We start from the raw sequence: 17094 nt of genomic DNA on the forward strand, positions 1-17094 counted from the left end.
AAGATTTTACAACATCGAAGACCGATTCTACTTACGACATAAGTCTGTAGGAACATGGCTTGCCAGCGAAGCTTTTGGCGCTCTTGAGGACGCCTTCGCGGGCAAGCCCTGCTCCTACAGTACAGCGTCGTACGCAGATTTTGCGCACAACACAAAACCTGTAGGAGCCTGGCTTGCCAGCGAAGCTTTTGGCGCCCTCAAGGACGCATCGCCGGCAAGCCAGCTCCCACAGGGGTCAGGCCTGGGCTTGCCCTTCAGCCAGGAAGAACCAGGTCTCCAGCACGGAGTCCGGGTTCAACGACACGCTTTCAATTCCCTGCTCCATCAACCAGAGCGCCAGGTCCGGGTGATCGGAAGGCCCCTGGCCGCAGATGCCGATGTACTTGCCAGCCTTGTTGCAAGCCTGGATGGCGTTGGACAACAGCTTCTTCACCGCCGGGTTACGCTCGTCGAACAGGTGCGCGATGATCCCTGAATCACGATCCAGGCCCAGGGTCAGCTGGGTCAGGTCGTTGGAACCGATGGAGAAACCATCGAAGTACTCAAGGAATTCATCTGCGAGAATGGCGTTGGACGGCAACTCGCACATCATGATCACCCGCAGGCCGTTCTCGCCACGGGCCAGGCCGTTGGCGGCGAGCAGATCGACCACCTGGCTGGCTTCGCCGAGGGTACGGACGAACGGCACCATGATTTCGACGTTGGTCAGGCCCATCTCGTTGCGCACGCGCTTGAGGGCGCGGCATTCGAGTTCGAAGCAGTCACGGAACGACTCGCTGATATAACGCGAAGCCCCACGGAAACCCAGCATCGGGTTTTCTTCTTCCGGCTCGTAGAGCTTGCCGCCGATCAGGTTGGCGTATTCGTTGGACTTGAAGTCCGACAGCCGCACGATGACCTTCTTCGGCCAGAACGCCGCCGCCAGGGTGCTGATACCTTCCACCAGCTTCTCGACATAGAAGCCGACCGGATCGTCGTAACCGGCGATGCGTTTATCGACACTGTCCTTGATTTCCGGTGGCAGCCCGGCGTAGTTCAGCAGCGCCTTGGGGTGCACGCCGATCATGCGGTTGATGATGAATTCCAGGCGGGCCAGGCCCACGCCGGCGTTCGGCAACTGCGCGAAGTCGAAGGCACGGTCCGGGTTGCCGACGTTCATCATGATCTTGAACGGCAGTTCCGGCATGGCATCGACGGAGTTTTTCTTGATATCGAAGCCCAGTTCGCCTTCGAAGATATAACCGGTGTCGCCTTCGGCACAGGAAACGGTCACGCCCTGACCGTCTTTCAGCAGTTGGGTGGCGTTACCGCAACCGACCACTGCCGGAATCCCCAGCTCACGGGCGATGATCGCCGCGTGGCAGGTTCGCCCGCCACGGTTGGTGACGATGGCGCTGGCGCGCTTCATCACCGGCTCCCAGTCCGGGTCGGTCATGTCGGAAACCAGAACGTCGCCTGGCTGGACCTTGTCCATCTCGGACACGTCCTTGATGATCCGCACCTTGCCGGCGCCGATGCGCTGGCCGATGGCACGGCCTTCCACCAGCACGGTGCCGGTTTCCTTGAGCAGGTAGCGCTCCATGACGTTGGCCTGGGTGCGGCTCTTCACGGTTTCCGGACGCGCCTGGACGATGTACAGCTTGCCGTCGTCACCGTCCTTGGCCCATTCGATGTCCATCGGGCACTTGTAGTGCTTCTCGATGATCATCGCCTGCTTGGCCAACTCGCTGACTTCGGCGTCGCTGAGGCAGAAACGCGCGCGCTCGGCCTTGTCGACATCGACGGTCTTGACCGAACGACCGGCCTTGGCTTCGTCGCCGTAGATCATCTTGATCGCCTTGCTGCCCAGGTTGCGGCGCAGGATGGCGGGACGACCGGCTTCGAGGGTGCCCTTGTGCACGTAGAACTCATCCGGGTTGACCGCGCCTTGTACGACGGTTTCACCCAGGCCGTAGGCGCCGGTGATGAACACCACGTCACGGAAGCCCGACTCGGTGTCGAGGGTGAACATCACGCCGGCGGTGCCGGTTTCCGAACGCACCATGCGTTGCACGCCGGCGGACAGGGCCACCAGCTTGTGGTCGAAGCCCTGGTGTACGCGGTAGGAAATGGCGCGGTCGTTGAACAGCGAGGCAAAGACTTCCTTGGCCGCACGGATGACGTTTTCCACGCCGCGGATATTCAGGAAGGTTTCCTGCTGGCCGGCGAAGGACGCGTCCGGCAGGTCTTCGGCGGTGGCCGAGGAACGCACGGCCACGGCCATGTCCGGGTTGCCCGCCGACAGGGTGGCGAAGGCGGTGCGGATCTCGGCGTTGAGCTTCTCGGGGAACTCGGCTTCCATGATCCACTGGCGGATCTGTGCGCCAGTGCGGGCCAGGGCGTTGACGTCATCGACGTCCAGTGCATCCAGCGCCGCATGGATCTGGTCGTTCAGGCCACTGAGCTCGAGAAAATCACGATACGCCTGAGCCGTAGTGGCAAAGCCGCCGGGGACCGATACACCGGCACCCGCGAGGTTACTGATCATCTCGCCCAGGGATGCGTTCTTGCCCCCTACGTGCTCTACATCATGGACGCCGAGCTTATCGAGGGAAACTACGTACTCTACCAAGGTGATCTCTCCACTAACTGTGTTGGAAAAGCTCAGGAGCGGACTGCTCTAATGGGCAGGTTATCCGCCATGTGGCCTGGACCTGGAAAATAAGTGAGAATGCCCGTCATTCCTGGCGGACAAATCCCGCCTATCATATCCAAGAATCGTCACCAGCTTAAGGCCCAAGGCGCAAATGAAACGATCTGCTTTCTTTATCTCCGATGGCACCGGTATCACCGCCGAAACCCTGGGTCAAAGCCTGCTGGCGCAGTTCGAAAACATTACCTTCGCCAAATTCACCCGTCCTTACATCGACAACGTCGACAAAGCCCGGGCCATGGTGCAACAGATCAATATCGCCGCCGAAAAGGACGGATTTCGCCCGATCATCTTCGATACCATCGTCAACCAGGACATTCGTGAGATCCTCGCCACGTCCAATGGTTTCATGATCGACATTTTTTCCACCTTCCTCGCCCCGCTGGAACAGGAACTGAGCGAGCACTCGTCCTACTCGGTGGGCAAGTCCCACTCCATCGGCGGCAACTCCAACTATATGGAGCGCATCGAGGCGGTGAACTTCGCCCTGGACAACGACGACGGTGCCCGCACCCACTATTACGACAAGGCCGACCTGATCCTGGTGGGTGTGTCGCGTTGCGGCAAGACCCCGACCTGCTTGTACATGGCGATGCAATTCGGCATCCGCGCGGCCAACTACCCGCTGACCGAGGACGATATGGAACGCCTGCAACTGCCGGCCGCCCTGCGCGCCCACCAGCACAAGCTGTTCGGCCTGACCATCGACCCGGACCGTCTCACCGCGATCCGCAACGAGCGCAAGCCCAACAGTCGTTATTCCAGCTATGCCCAGTGCGAATTCGAAGTGCGCGAGGTGGAAAACCTGTTTCGCCGCGAGAATATCGCCCATATCAACTCCACGCATTTCTCGGTGGAAGAGATTTCCGCGAAAATTCTCGTCGAAAAAGGCGTGGAGCGGCGGTTCAAGTAACGCGGTTAGACCTGCCAGTCCTGCGTTGCCAGAACCGGCGCTTTCGCGGGCAAGCCCTGCTCCTACAGTATGGTGTCGTGCAGAAGATCAGTGAACGACGATGAACTGTAGGAGCAGGGCTTGCCCGCGAAGAGGCCGGCACAGACAACCTAGATCACGAACAGATCGACAAACCGATGCACCGGTGTCGCCTCCAGGCGCGCCGGATCCTTGCACAGGGCGAAGATTTCGGCACTACGCTGGGCGGTGAAGCGCGTCGCCAGATTGGCCATGAACTTGTCTTCCAGCAGCGCAATGCCCTCGGCCCGGCGACGGCGATGGCCGATCGGGTATTCCACCACCACCTGCGCGGTACTGGTCCCATCCTTGAAAAACACCTGCACCCCATTGGCGATCGAACGTTTGTCGGCCTCCAGGTATTCACGGGTGTAACGCGGGTCTTCAACGATCACCATCTTCTCGCGCAACACATCGATGATCGGATGGGCCGCGTGGAAATCGTCCTCGTAATGCTCGGCTACCAGATTGCCGAAGGCCAGCGGCACCGCCGTCATGTACTGCAGACAGTGGTCGCGGTCGGCGGCATTGGCCAGCTTGCCGACCTTGGAAATGATGCGGATCGCCGATTCATGGGTGGTGATCACGATCCGGTCGATCTCGCCCAGGCGGCTCCTGACCTGCGGATGCAACGTCACCGCCGCCTCGCAGGCGGTCTGGGCATGGAATTCGGCGGGGAAACTGATCTTGAACAGCACATTTTCCATGACATAGCTGCCATACGGCTGGGAAAGGCTGAAGGTGCGCTTGTCTTCGGGCTTGAGCGCCAGGTCCTTGCTGGTATGGCTGAACAGCACATCGTAGAAGCCCCATTGTGGCGCGCTCAACACCCCGGGAATGCCCATTTCCCCGCGCAGGGCGATATCCGCCAGACGTACGCCACGACTGGTGGCATCGCCCGCCGCCCAGGATTTACGCGAACCGGCATTCGGCGCGTGACGATAGGTGCGCAGCGCCTGGCCATCGACAAAGGCATGGGACAGCGCCGCCAACAGTTGTTCACGGCTGGCACCCATGAGTTTGGCGGTGACCGCGGTGGAGGCGACTTTCACCAGCAGCACATGATCAAGGCCGACCCGGTTGAAGGAGTTTTCCAGGGCGATCACGCCCTGGATCTCGTGGGCCATGATCATCGCCTCCAGCACCACCCGCATGCTCAGCGGTGCCTCACCATTGGCCACACGCTTCTGCGACAGATGATCGGCCACCGCGAGAATCCCGCCGAGGTTGTCCGAAGGATGACCCCACTCGGCCGCCAGCCAGGTGTCGTTGTAGTCGAGCCAACGGACGATACAGCCGATATCCCAGGCCGCCTTGACCGGATCGAGGCGAAAACTCGTCCCCGGCACACGCGAGCCGAAGGGCACGATGGTGCCCTCGACCAGCGGCCCGAGGTGCTTGGTACACTCGGGAAAGCGCAGGGCCAACAGGCCGCAGCCGAGGGTATCCATCAGGCAGTTACGCGCGGTATCCAGCGCCTCCGCGGACTCGACCTGATAGTCGAGCACATAGTCGGCGATATCCTGCAGGACCTGGTCGTAATCGGGACGGTTGTTCAGATCAACGTTGGCGCTCATCTTCGCTTCACTCCGAGGGTGGTTCAGCTCAAAAAGCATCACCCGGCACACGTACCCAGCCTTCCATCAGGACCCGCGCACTGCGGCTCATGATGGCCTTGACCACGGTCCATTCACCGTTGACCTGGGAAGCCTGCGCCCCAACCCGCAAGGCACCCGACGGATGGCCGAAACGCACCGCACTGCGCTCGCCACCGCCCGCCGCCAGGTTCACCAGGGTGCCGGGAATTGCCGCCGCGGTACCGATGGCCACCGCCGCCGTGCCCATCATCGCGTGGTGCAGCTTGCCCATGGACAAGGCTCGCACCAGCAGGTCCAGATCGGCCGCCGCCACCGGCTTGCCACTCGACGCGGTATAGCTCGCGGGTGCCGCGACAAACGCTACCTTCGGCGTGTGCTGACGGGTCGCCGCCTCATCGATATGCCGGATCAAGCCCATGCGCATGGCACCGTAGGCACGGATCGTCTCGAACATCGCCAGAGCCTTGGGATCGCTGTTGATATCGCCCTGCAACTCAGTACCGGTGTAGCCGATATCCGCCGCATTGACGAAGATCGTCGGAATCCCGGCATTGATCATGGTCGCCTTGAAGGTACCGACACCCGGTACTTCCAGGTCGTCCACCAGATTGCCGGTGGGGAACATCGAACCGCCGGCACCCTCCTCCTCGGCCGCCGGGTCCATGAATTCAAGCTGCACTTCGGCGGCCGGAAAGGTCACGCCGTCGAGCTCGAAGTCACCGGTTTCCTGCACCTGGCCCTCGGTGATCGGCACATGGGCGATGATGGTCTTGCCGATATTCACCTGCCAGATCCGCACCACCGCCACGCCATTGCGCGGGATCCGCCCGGCATCCACCAGGCCGGCGCTAATGGCGAACGAACCGACCGCCGCCGACAGGTTGCCGCAGTTGCCGCTCCAGTCGATAAACGGCTTGTCGATGGAGACCTGGCCGAACAGGTAGTCGACGTCGTGGTCGGCCTTGATGCTCTTGGACAGGATCACCGTCTTGCTGGTGCTGGAGGTCGCCCCGCCCATGCCGTCGATCTGCTTCTCATAGGGGTCGGGGCTGCCGATCACCCGCAACAACAACGCATCCCGCACCGCACCGGGCAATTGCGCCGCTTCGGGCAGGTCGTTGAGGTTGAAGAACACCCCTTTGCTGGTGCCGCCGCGCATATAGGTGGCGGGGATCTTGATTTGCGCTACGTGGGCCATGAGATCTCCTGCTGAGTCTGGACGCGACGCTGTTTCGCGGCAAAACACACATCTGTAGGAGCCGGCTTGCTGGCGATGGCGGCGCTGAATCTTGCGCTGCAATCACTGACAGGCCGACCTGTCATGAACAAGGCCGGGGCTTCAACTGCCGCCCCGGCAACGCCTTCAACCCACCGTGGCCGATTGAAGGAAGTCCTGGGCAAAACGCTGCAAGACACCACCGGCCTCATAGATCGAGACTTCTTCAGCGGTGTCGAGGCGGCAGGTCACCGGCACCTCGAGACGCTCGCCGTCATGGCGATTGATCACCAGGGTCAGGGTGTTACGGGGCGTACGGTCGCCGATCACATCGAAGGTCTCGGTGCCGTCGATGCCAAGGGTCTTGCGGTCGGTCCCAGGCAGGAATTCCAGCGGCAACACGCCCATGCCCACCAGGTTGGTGCGATGGATACGCTCGAAGCCTTCGGCGGCAATCGCCTCGACCCCAGCCAGCCGCACGCCCTTGGCCGCCCAGTCACGGGACGAGCCCTGGCCGTAGTCGGCACCGGCGATGATGATCAGCGGCTGCTTGCGCTCCATGTAGGTTTCGATGGCTTCCCACATGCGCATGACCTGCCCTTCGGGCTCGACCCGCGCCAGGGAACCCTGCTTGACCTTGCCGTTTTCCACGACCATTTCGTTGAACAGCTTCGGGTTGGCGAAGGTCGCGCGCTGCGCGGTGAGGTGATCCCCCCTGTGGGTCGCGTAGGAGTTGAAGTCCTCTTCCGGCAGGCCCATTTTCTCCAGGTACTCACCGGCCGCGCTATCGAGCATGATGGCGTTGGACGGCGACAGGTGGTCGGTGGTGATGTTGTCCGGCAGCACCGCCAGCGGGCGCATGCCCTTGAGCGGTCGCGCACCGGCCAGGGCGCCTTCCCAGTACGGCGGACGGCGGATATAGGTGCTCATCGGCCGCCAGTCGTACAGCGGCGTGACCTTGGGACCGGTGTCTTCGTGAATGGCGAACATCGGGATGTAGACCTTGCGGAACTGCTCCGGCTTCACCGAGGCCTTGACCACCGCGTCGATCTCTTCGTCGCTCGGCCAGATGTCCTTGAGGCGGATTTCCTTGCCGTCGGCGTCCAGGCCCAGCACATCCTTCTCGATATCGAAACGGATGGTGCCGGCGATGGCGTAGGCCACCACCAGCGGCGGCGAAGCCAGGAAGGCCTGCTTGGCGTAGGGATGGATACGTCCGTCGAAGTTACGGTTACCGGACAACACGGCCGTGGCATAGAGGTCACGGTCGATGATTTCCTGCTGGATCGCCGGGTCCAGCGCACCGGACATGCCGTTGCAGGTGGTGCAGGCAAAGGCCACGACACCAAAGCCCAGCTGTTCCAGCTCCTTGGTCAGCCCGGCTTCATCCAGGTACAGCGCCACGGTCCTGGAACCCGGCGCCAGGGACGACTTGACCCAGGGCTTGCGGGTCAGGCCGAGCTTGTTGGCGTTGCGCGCCATAAGGCCGGCGGCGATCACGTTGCGCGGGTTGCTGGTGTTGGTGCAACTGGTGATGGCGGCGATGATCACCGCGCCGTCGGGCATCTGCCCCGGCACATCGTCCCACTGGCCGGCAATACCCTTGGCCGCCAGGTCGCTGGTGGCGACGCGGGCATGGGGGTTGCTCGGACCGGCCATATTGCGCACCACCGAGGACAGGTCGAAGCTCAAACCACGCTCGTAGTCCGCGCCTTTCAGGCTGTCGGCCCAGAGCCCGGTGTGGCGGGCGTAGGTTTCCACCAGCTTGACCTGCTCGTCTTCACGCCCGGTGAGTTTCAGGTAGTCGATGGTCTGCTGGTCGATATAGAACATCGCCGCCGTGGCGCCGTACTCCGGGGCCATGTTGGAAATGGTCGCGCGGTCGCCCAGGGTCAGCGCCGAGGCGCCTTCGCCAAAGAACTCCAACCAGGCACCGACCACTTTCTGCTTGCGCAGGAACTCGGTCAGCGCCAGCACCATGTCGGTGGCGGTGATGCCCGGTTGCAGCTTGCCGGTCAGTTCGACGCCGACGCTTTCCGGCAGGCGCATCCAGGAGGCCCGGCCGAGCATCACGCTCTCGGCTTCGAGGCCGCCGACACCGATGGCGATCACCCCCAGCGCATCGACGTGAGGGGTGTGGCTGTCGGTGCCGACACAGGTGTCGGGGAAGGCCACGCCGTCCCGCGCCTGGATCACCGGGGACATTTTCTCCAGGTTGATCTGGTGCATGATGCCGTTGCCGGGCGGGATCACATCGACGTTCTTGAAGGCCTTCTTGGTCCAGTCGATAAAGTGGAAACGGTCTTCGTTGCGACGGTCTTCGATGGCGCGGTTCTTGGTGAAGGCGTCCGGGTCGAAACCGCCGCATTCCACCGCCAGCGAGTGGTCGACGATCAATTGGGTCGGCACCACCGGGTTGACCTGGGCCGGATCGCCGCCCTGGGAAGCGATGGCATCACGCAGGCCGGCGAGGTCGACCAGGGCGGTCTGGCCGAGAATGTCATGGCAGACCACCCGGGCCGGGAACCAGGGGAAGTCCAGGTCGCGCTTGCGCTCGATCAGTTGCTTCAGGGAATCGGTCAGCGTCGCCGGGTCGCAACGACGGACCAGGTTCTCGGCGAGTACCCGGGAGGTGTAAGGCAGGGTCGCGTAGGCCCCGGGCTGGATGGCCTCGACTGCCGCACGGGCGTCGAAGAAATCCAGGTGGCTGCCGGGCAGCGATTTACGGTATTGGCTATTCATGGTCTGGGACTCGATTATTTCAGCGACGCTCGATTGGCACGAACTTGCGCTGTTCGACGCCGATGTACTCGGCGCTCGGGCGGATAATGCGGTTGTTGCCACGCTGCTCGAACACATGCGCGGCCCAGCCGGTCAGGCGCGAGCAGACGAAAATCGGCGTGAACAGCTTGGTCGGGATGCCCATGAAGTGATACGCCGAGGCATGGTAGAAGTCGGCGTTGGGGAAGAGTTTCTTCTGCTCCCACATGGTCTTGTCGATGGCTTCGGAAACCGCGAACAGCACGGTGTCACCGACTTCATCGGCGAGTTTCTTCGACCAGCCCTTGATCACCTCATTGCGTGGATCGTTGTCTTTGTAGATCGCATGACCGAAGCCCATGATCTTGTCCTTGCGCGCCAGCATGCCGAGGGTGCCTTCGACGGCTTCCTGGGGCGAGCTGAAACGCTCGATCATTTCCATCGCCGCCTCGTTGGCGCCGCCGTGCAGCGGGCCGCGCAGGGAACCGATGGCGGCGGTGATGCAGGAGAACAGGTCGGACAGGGTCGAGGCACAGACCCGCGCGGTAAAGGTCGAGGCGTTGAACTCGTGCTCCGCGTAGAGGATCAGCGACACGTCCATCACCTTGCGGTGCAGCTCGCTTGGCGCCTTGCCATGCAGCAGGTGCAGGAAATGCCCGCCAATGGAAGCCTCGTCGGTCACGCAGTCGATGCGCTTGCCTTCGTGGCTGAAACGATACCAGTAGCACATGATCGCCGGGAACGCGGCCAGCAGCCGGTCGGTGGCTTCATGCTGGCGGGCGAAGTCGCCTTCGGGCTCGATATTGCCGAGGAAGGAACAACCGGTGCGCATCACGTCCATCGGGTGGGCATCAGCGGGAATCCGCTCGAGCACTTCTTTCAGTGCCTGGGGCAGGTCGCGCAGGGTCTGCAGCTTGCCCATGTAGGCCGCCAGTTCGGTGGCATTCGGCAACTCGCCGTACAGCAGCAGGTAGGCGACCTCTTCGAAACGCGCCTCGGCGGCCAGTTCACGCACGTCGTAGCCACGGTAGGTCAGGCCGGCACCGGCCTGGCCGACGGTGGACAAGGCGGTTTGCCCGGCGACCTGGCCACGCAGGCCGGCACCGCTCAGTACTTTTGCTTCAGCCATTGCTCTCTCCAATTCTTGATGTTGTCAGGGACTCGGCCATTACATTGTTCAAGGGGCCAACCCAATCCTGTAGGAGCAGGGCTTGCCCGCGAAGGCGTCCTTGAAGCCGCCAAAAGCTTCGCGGGCAAGCCCTGCTCCTACAGTTACGCGCCCGCCTCCAAAATATAGCGGCTGCGATCAGCCCTTCTTCTGGGCAAACAACGCATCGAGCTTCTGCTCGAAGGTGTGGTAATCGATACGATCGTAAAGCTCCATGCGGGTCTGCATGGTGTCGATCACATTGGCCTGGGTGCCGTCGCGGCGAATCGCGGTGTAGACGTTTTCCGCCGCCTTGTTCATCGCACGGAACGCCGAGAGCGGGTACAGCACCAGGGACACGTCGGCGGACTTCAGCTGTTCGGTGGTGAACAGCGGCGTCGCACCGAACTCGGTGATATTGGCCAGGATCGGCGCCTTCACGCGGCTGGCGAACAGCTTGTACATCTCAAGTTCGGTGATGGCTTCCGGAAAGACCATGTCGGCACCGGCCTCGATGCACGCGGCGGCACGTTCCAGGGCCGACTCCAGGCCTTCCACGGCCAGGGCATCGGTACGCGCCATGATCACGAAGCTGTCGTCGGTACGGGCATCCACCGCCGCCTTGATACGGTCGACCATTTCCTGCAGGGTGACGATTTCCTTGTTCGGCCGATGGCCGCAACGCTTGGCGCCGACCTGGTCTTCGATATGGATCGCCGCCGCGCCGAACTTGATCATCGACTTGACCGTGCGCGCCACGTTGAACGCCGAGGCCCCGAAGCCGGTGTCGACATCCACCAGCAACGGCAGGTCGCAGACATCGGTGATCCGCCGTACATCGGTGAGCACGTCATCCAGGCCGGTGATGCCCAGGTCCGGCACCCCGAGGGAGCCGGCCGCGACACCGCCACCGGACAGGTAGATGGCCTTGAAGCCGGCGCGCTTGGCCAGCAAGGCGTGGTTGGCGTTGATCGCGCCGACCACCTGCAAGGGCTGTTCGCTGGCGACCGCATCGCGGAAACGCTGACCGGGCGTGCTCTTGTTGGAACCCTGACTCATGACTCACCTCGCTTCGTAGCTGTCGGTTGGACGGCGTCCTGGTAGTGACGCGCGATATTGCGTTTCGACGCGCCGATATGGCGGCGCATCAGCAGTTCGGCCAATTCGCCATCGCGCTCGGCGATGGCGTCGAGAATCCGGTGGTGCTCGGCGAACGCCTGGCGGGGCCGATTGGGAGTGACGGAAAACTGGATGCGGTACATGCGCACCAACTGATACAACTCGCCGCAGAGCATCTGGGTCAGGGTGCGGTTGCCCGCGCCCTGGATGATCCGGTAGTGAAAGTCGAAATCGCCTTCCTGCTGGTAATAGCCGACTCCGGCCTGGAACGCCGCGTCGCGCTCATGGGTATTGAGAACCTCTCTCAACTCCTCGATTTCCTCGGCCGTCATGCGCTCGGCCGCCAGGCGACAGGCCATGCCTTCAAGAGATTCGCGGATTTCGTATAGCTCGATCAATTCGGCCTGGCTGAGGGACACCACCCGCGCCCCGACATGGGGTACGCGCACCAGCAGGCGCTGGCCTTCCAGACGGTGAATAGCCTCGCGCAGCGGGCCGCGACTGATGCCGTAGGTGCGGGCCAGCTCCGGCTCGGAAATCTTGCTGCCGGGGGCGATTTCACCCTTGACGATCGCCGCCTGAATGCGCCGGAAGACGTTCTCGGACAAGGTTTCCGAATCGTCCTGGGCAATCGCGGGTGGCTCCAGCTCATGCAACATATTGTCGACACCTTATCCATCAATGGCGCTAAAACTAGCCAATATCAGCAAATCAGTCAAAGAATTAATTGGTATTGTCGACAATAGTCTAAGAAGTACTGAAACAGCTCGCTTCAAGGAACAAACCTCGACCTATCCGACGAGGGAGGCGTCCGGCGCTGGCGCGACAAGTCCAGCATGCTAGAATGCCGCGCGCTTCCGCCGATGCGCTGACTGTCATATTTTCCTGACAGACGTACGAGGATGCTTGCGCGATATTGCCAGTCCCCTTGAATCAAGATTGCCCGATACGCGCCAGGATTTATGAGACTCACGCCTTTCTCCCTACTGCTTCTCTGCCTGTTTTGTCTGCCTGGCATCAGCCTCGCGACCGAGAAGACGGTGTACGGCCTGAACGAGTACGCGCAACTGGCCGGGATCGACCTGCAAGTGCCGGCCAAGCTCGACACCGGTGCCAAGACCGCTTCCCTCAGTGCCCGCGACATCCACCGGTTCAAACGCAACGGTGAAAGCTGGGTGCGCTTCTACCTGGCGATCGACGCCGCCCACTCGCATCCGATCGAACTGCCCCTGGCCCGCGTCAGCAAGATCAAGCGCCGTGCCGGCGACTATGACCCGGACGAGGGCAACGCCTATACCGCGCGCCCGGTGATCACCCTGGAAATCTGCATGGGCAGCGCCTTGCGCAGCATAGAAGTGAACTTGACCGACCGCAGCAGCTTCCAATACCCGCTGTTGATCGGCTCCGAAGCCCTCAAGCGCTTCGATGCGCTGGTCGACCCCAGTCTTAAGTACGCTGCCGGCAAACCCGCCTGCAGCCACGACGCACAAACCGCCGAGTAATCCGAATGCGTTCTCTCACCCTCCACCTGAAAATCCTCATCACCGTACTGGTGTTGCTGGGTGCTTCGGTCACGGCCTATCAGATTTTCGTGCTGGGGATTCCCGTCACCGAGGATGCCACGGACGACTTGTGGAACATCGACGCCAAGGTCGAGTTCGTCGCCAGCACCAAGGAACCGGTGAAGATCCAGATGTTCGTGCCGCCCCTGAGCCGCGACTACGTCAGCCTCAACGAGAGCTTCATTTCCAACAACTACGGGGTGAGCGTCAACCGCGCCGACGGCAACCGCAAGGTGACCTGGTCGGCACGCAAGGTCAGTGGCAAGCAGACGCTGTATTACCGCCTGGTGCTGACCAAGCGCTATACCGGCGAGAAACCCAAGGTCAAAGGTCCGACCTTCCGCGACAGCATGGCGATCGAGGGGCCGGAGAAAATCGCCGCGGACGCCTTGCTCGCGCCGATCCGCCAGCACTCGGCGGACGTCGAGACCTTCATCGGCGAAACCATCAAGCGGGTCAACAACCTCGGCGACGACAACGTCAAGCTGCTGCTGGCCGGCGATCCGTCGACCCCGCACAAGGCGCAGATCATCGAACTGCTGCTGTCCATCGCCCATGTGCCGATGGAACGCGCCCACACCCTGCGCCTGGTGGCCGATCAACCGCAGACCCCGGAACTCTGGCTGCGCAGCTTCAACGGCACGGACTGGCTGTATTTCAACCCGGACACCGGTGAACAGGGCCTGCCGTCCGACCGCCTGCTCTGGTGGACCGGCGCCGACAACCTGATCAGCGTCGAGGGCGGCAAGAAGGCCGGCGTCACCTTCAGCCTGAACAACAGCGAGATGAACGCGATCCGCCTGGCCAAGCTGACCGACGAGAACTCCGACGCCAACTTCCTCGAATATTCGCTCTATGGCCTGCCGCTGCAAACCCAGCAGACCTTCATGATCATGGTGATGATCCCCATCGGCGTGCTGGTGATCCTGATCCTGCGCAACCTGATCGGCCTGCAGACCCTCGGCACCTTCACCCCGGTGCTGATCGCCCTGGCCTTCCGTGAAACCCAGCTGGGCTTCGGCATCGTGCTGTTCGCCATCATTACCGCCCTCGGGCTGTCGCTGCGCTCCTACCTGGAACACCTGAAGTTGCAGATGCTGCCACGGCTGTCGGTGGTACTGACCTTCGTCGTGGTGCTGATCGCCGCCATCAGCCTGTTCAGCCACAAGCTGGGCCTGGAACGTGGCTTGTCGGTGGCACTGTTCCCGATGGTGATCCTGACCATGACCATCGAGCGCCTGTCCATCACCTGGGAAGAGCGCGGCGCCAATCATGCCCTGAAAGTCGCCATCGGCACGCTGTTCGCGGCCTCCCTGGCGCACCTGATCATGACCGTGCCGGAGCTGATCTACTTCGTCTTCACCTTCCCGGCGATCCTGCTGATCCTGGTGGGCTTCATGCTGGCAATGGGTCGCTATCGCGGTTACCGCCTGACCGAACTGCTGCGCTTCAAGGCGTTCCTCAAGGAAAACGCCTGATGTTCGGCCTGTGGAAAACCTGGAAAGCCCTGGAGGCCCGGGGCATCATGGGGATCAACCGGCGCAACGCGGACTATGTGCTCAAGTACAACAAGCGCAGCCTCTACCCCATCGTCGACGACAAGATCATCACCAAGGAGCGGGCCATCGCCGCCGGCATCCAGGTGCCGGAAATGTACGGGGTGATCTCCACGGAAAAGGAAATCGACCGCCTGGAAGCGATCATCGACGGGCGCCGTGATTTCGTTATCAAGCCGGCCCAGGGCGCGGGCGGCGACGGTATCCTGGTGATCGCCGACCGTTTCGAGGGCCGCTATCGCTCGATCTCCGGACGCCTGATCAGCCACGGGGAAATCGAGCACCAGATTTCCAGCATCCTGACCGGCCTGTATTCCCTGGGCGGGCACCGCGACCGCGCGTTGATCGAATACCGGGTCACCCCCGACCCGATCTTCAAGAGCATCAGCTACGAAGGCGTGCCGGATATCCGCGTCATCGTACTGATGGGCTACCCGGTAATGGCCATGCTGCGCCTGCCGACCCGCCAGTCCCATGGCAAGGCCAACCTGCACCAGGGTGCCATTGGCGTGGGCGTGGACCTGGCGACCGGGATCACCCTGCGCGGCACCTGGCTGAACAACATCATCCGCAAGCACCCGGACACCACCCATCCGGTGGATGGCGTGCAATTGCCCAACTGGGACGCCTTCATGCAACTGGCGGCCGGCTGCCATGAGCTCTGCGGCCTGGGTTATATCGGCGTGGACATGGTCCTGGACCAGGACAAGGGCCCGCTGATCCTCGAACTCAATGCCCGCCCCGGCCTGAATATCCAGATCGCCAACGACTGCGGGCTGACCCACCGGACCCATGCCGTGGAGGCCCACCTGGCGGAACTGGCCGCCGCGGGCATCACCGAGACGCCGGAGGCACGGGTGCGTTTTGTCCAGGAACTGTTCGGCCATGTGCCGGCACTCAACGACTGATCCACTGCACAACGACAGATCCTACAAGGCAATCTCCATCCAGCGACATGCCCCTAGGAGCAACGCCTACAGGAGACTACAATCGCGCACCGCGCTCCCATGGCTGACCCGCCCCCCATGTTGACCTGCACCGTACATCCGTTGCCCTACCATGCCAATCCCGCCCATTACTTCGCGGCGATCCGCCATGCGCCCGGCGCCGTATTGCTCGACAGCGGCCGGCCCGAGGCCGAGCGCGGGCGTTACGACCTGCTCAGCGCCTGGCCGCTGGAGCAACTGGCGGTGTTGCCGGACGAGCGCGGCACGGCGTTCCTGCAACGCCTGCGGGACAACCTGGCGCACCTGGGCGAAGCACAACTTCCGGCGGCGTGCGAACTGCCGTTTGCCGGCGGCCTGATCGGCTACCTGAGCTACGACTTCGGCCGCCACCTGGAACACCTGCCCAATCAGGCGCGGGACGACCTGCAACTGCCCGATGCGCGTTTCGGCCTGTATGCCTGGGCGCTGATCAGCGATCACCAGCAAGGCAGCAGCCAATTGGTGTTCCATCCCAGCGTCGAAGTCGCCGAGCGCGAACGGCTGATCCAGCTGTTCAGCCAGCCGACCGCCCGGGACAGCAACGAATTCCAGCTCAAGGGCCCGATGACCGCGGACCTCACGGCCGACGCCTACCGCCAGGCCTTCGAACGTATCCAGCACTATATCCAGGCCGGTGACTGCTATCAGGTCAACTTCGCCCAGCGCTTCCGGGCTGACTGCCAGGGCGATCCGTGGGTCGCCTATTGCGCCTTGCGCGCCGCCTGCCCGACACCCTTCTCCGGCTTCCAGAGCCTGCCCGACCACGGCGCGGTGCTGAGCCTGTCACCGGAGCGCTTCGTCAAGGTGAGCCAGGGCCAGGTCGAGACACGCCCGATCAAGGGCACCCGCCCACGCGGCCGCGACGCGGCTGAAGACGCGGCCAACGCCGCCGAACTGCTGGCCAGCAGCAAGGACCGCGCGGAAAACCTGATGATCGTCGACCTGCTGCGCAACGATCTGGGGCGCACCTGCCGTATCGGTTCGGTACGGGTCCCGGAACTGTTCAGCCTGGAGAGTTACCCCAACGTGCACCATCTGGTGAGCAGCGTGACCGGGACCCTGGCCGACGACCGCGACGCCCTCGATCTGATCGCCGGCAGCTTTCCCGGCGGCTCGATCACCGGCGCGCCGAAGATCCGCGCCATGCAGATCATCGACGAGCTGGAACCGACCCGACGGGCGCTGTATTGCGGTTCGCTGCTGTACCTGGATGTGCGCGGCGAGATGGACAGCTCCATCGCCATCCGCAGCCTGTTGGTCAAAGATAGCCAGGTCAGTTGCTGGGGCGGCGGCGGCATCGTCGCCGATTCCGACTGGCAGGCGGAATACCAGGAATCCATCACCAAGGTGAAGGTCTTGCTCGACACCCTGCAAAGCCTCTGAAGCCTGTGCCCGCAAGGGATCGTGCTTGAGCATGGGGCCGGCGCCGAAGGATTTTGTTACTATTCACCTATTCGAGCGCAAAGCGCCACTGACTGTAGGAACCGC

At 62.6% G+C, this 17094-nt stretch carries 12 protein-coding genes; 5 read left to right on the forward strand and 7 right to left on the reverse strand.

From position 1 onward, the window contains the following. Positions 1-235: 235 nt before the first annotated feature. Positions 236-2611: a phosphoenolpyruvate synthase gene (ppsA, locus tag M5C56_RS18860; RefSeq protein WP_103499189.1), complete on the reverse strand. Its 2376-nt coding sequence runs from the start codon at positions 2609-2611 to the stop codon at positions 236-238. A gap of 175 nt (positions 2612-2786) precedes the next feature. Here ppsA and M5C56_RS18865 point away from each other — a divergent pair, with 175 nt between their 5' ends. Then, positions 2787-3605 carry a pyruvate, water dikinase regulatory protein gene (locus tag M5C56_RS18865; RefSeq protein WP_103499188.1) on the forward strand — a complete coding sequence of 273 codons (819 nt, stop codon included), beginning with the start codon at positions 2787-2789 and terminating at the stop codon, positions 3603-3605. Positions 3606-3754: 149 nt separating this feature from the next. Here the strand turns inward: M5C56_RS18865 and prpD are convergent, their stop codons facing one another. The 6 genes from prpD to M5C56_RS18895 all read right to left on the reverse strand — a co-directional run bounded on the left by prpD (position 3755) and on the right by M5C56_RS18895 (position 12161). Further along, a complete protein-coding gene (gene prpD / locus M5C56_RS18870) occupies positions 3755-5239 on the reverse strand; it encodes a 2-methylcitrate dehydratase (RefSeq protein ID WP_103499187.1) in 1485 nt (494 codons plus the stop codon). 28 nt (positions 5240-5267) lie between these two features. Continuing rightward, positions 5268-6458 (reverse strand): 2-methylaconitate cis-trans isomerase PrpF, encoded by a 1191-nt coding sequence (gene prpF, locus M5C56_RS18875; RefSeq protein ID WP_103499186.1) that lies wholly within the window; start codon positions 6456-6458, stop codon positions 5268-5270. Positions 6459-6623: 165 nt separating this feature from the next. Next, positions 6624-9218, reverse strand: coding sequence for a Fe/S-dependent 2-methylisocitrate dehydratase AcnD (gene acnD, locus M5C56_RS18880; RefSeq protein ID WP_103499185.1), 2595 nt, complete (start codon positions 9216-9218; stop codon positions 6624-6626). Positions 9219-9237: 19 nt separating this feature from the next. Further along, entirely contained in the window at positions 9238-10365 is a 1128-nt protein-coding gene (gene prpC, locus M5C56_RS18885) for a 2-methylcitrate synthase (RefSeq protein ID WP_103499184.1), read from the reverse strand. Positions 10366-10542: 177 nt separating this feature from the next. After that, positions 10543-11442, reverse strand: coding sequence for a methylisocitrate lyase (prpB, locus tag M5C56_RS18890; protein ID WP_103497645.1), 900 nt, complete (start codon positions 11440-11442; stop codon positions 10543-10545). Then, the gene (locus M5C56_RS18895; RefSeq protein WP_103497646.1) at positions 11439-12161 is read right to left on the reverse strand and encodes a GntR family transcriptional regulator; all 723 of its coding nucleotides are present in this window, start codon (positions 12159-12161) and stop codon (positions 11439-11441) included. The genes prpB and M5C56_RS18895 overlap by 4 nt, the downstream gene beginning before the upstream one ends. Before the next feature lie 303 nt (positions 12162-12464). On the opposite strand from M5C56_RS18895, the gene M5C56_RS18900 reads away from it, so the two are divergent. From M5C56_RS18900 to pabB, 4 genes are all read left to right on the forward strand, one after another. Then, a complete protein-coding gene (locus tag M5C56_RS18900) occupies positions 12465-13004 on the forward strand; it encodes an ATP-dependent zinc protease (protein ID WP_103497647.1) in 540 nt (179 codons plus the stop codon). A 5-nt stretch (positions 13005-13009) separates the two neighbouring features. After that, complete coding sequence (locus M5C56_RS18905) at positions 13010-14542, forward strand: inactive transglutaminase family protein (RefSeq protein ID WP_103497648.1); 1533 nt, start codon at positions 13010-13012, stop codon at positions 14540-14542. Beyond that, a complete protein-coding gene (locus M5C56_RS18910; RefSeq protein ID WP_103497649.1) occupies positions 14542-15528 on the forward strand; it encodes an alpha-L-glutamate ligase-like protein in 987 nt (328 codons plus the stop codon). Before M5C56_RS18905 ends, M5C56_RS18910 begins: the two co-directional genes overlap by 1 nt. Before the next feature lie 117 nt (positions 15529-15645). Next, the gene (gene pabB, locus M5C56_RS18915) at positions 15646-16989 is read left to right on the forward strand and encodes an aminodeoxychorismate synthase component I (RefSeq protein WP_103497658.1); all 1344 of its coding nucleotides are present in this window, start codon (positions 15646-15648) and stop codon (positions 16987-16989) included. Positions 16990-17094 lie beyond the last annotated feature (105 nt).

The sequence above is a fragment of the Pseudomonas sp. MWU13-2862 genome (assembly GCF_023242495.1).
In the GTDB taxonomy this organism is placed as follows: domain Bacteria; phylum Pseudomonadota; class Gammaproteobacteria; order Pseudomonadales; family Pseudomonadaceae; genus Aquipseudomonas; species Aquipseudomonas gingeri_D.